This window comes from Streptomyces sp. SID13726 (assembly GCF_010548375.1).
Classification (GTDB): Bacteria; Actinomycetota; Actinomycetes; order Streptomycetales; family Streptomycetaceae; genus Streptomyces.
Map to the genome: position 1 here is coordinate 1 of NZ_JAAGLY010000391.1, position 458 is coordinate 458.

At 72.9% G+C, this 458-nt stretch carries 1 protein-coding gene; it reads left to right on the forward strand.

What is annotated here, in order from left to right; translation table 11 throughout:
* Positions 1 to 458, forward strand: a 458-nt coding sequence (locus G3I78_RS48230; RefSeq protein ID WP_164436961.1) for an FAD-dependent oxidoreductase, incomplete at both ends; no start/stop codon positions are given.

The window sequence follows — 458 nt, forward strand, 5'->3', positions numbered from 1 at the left end:
CTGCGGGCGTCGAAGATCATGCCCGCCCGCGCCCTGAACGACCCGAAGATCGACTTCGCCTGGAACAGCGAGGTCGCCGGGATCGGCGGCGAGAACAAGGTCGAGGCGCTCACGCTGCGCGACACCGTGACCGGTGAGGAGCGCGAGCTGCCCGCGACCGGCCTGTTCGTCGCGATCGGCCACGAGCCCCGCACCGAGCTCGTCAAGGGCCAGATCGACCTGGACGACGAGGGCTACATCCAGGTCGTCGGGCGCACCACCGCGACCAACCTCGAGGGCGTGTTCGCGTGCGGCGACGCCGTCGACCACACCTACCGCCAGGCCATCACCGCCGCCGGCTCCGGGTGCGCCGCCGCGCTCGACGCGCAGCGCTACCTCACCGAGCTCGCCGACGCCGCCGGCCTGGAGGACCTCGCCGGCACGCCGAGCACGCCGAACCCGAACGAGCTGCGCGAGGC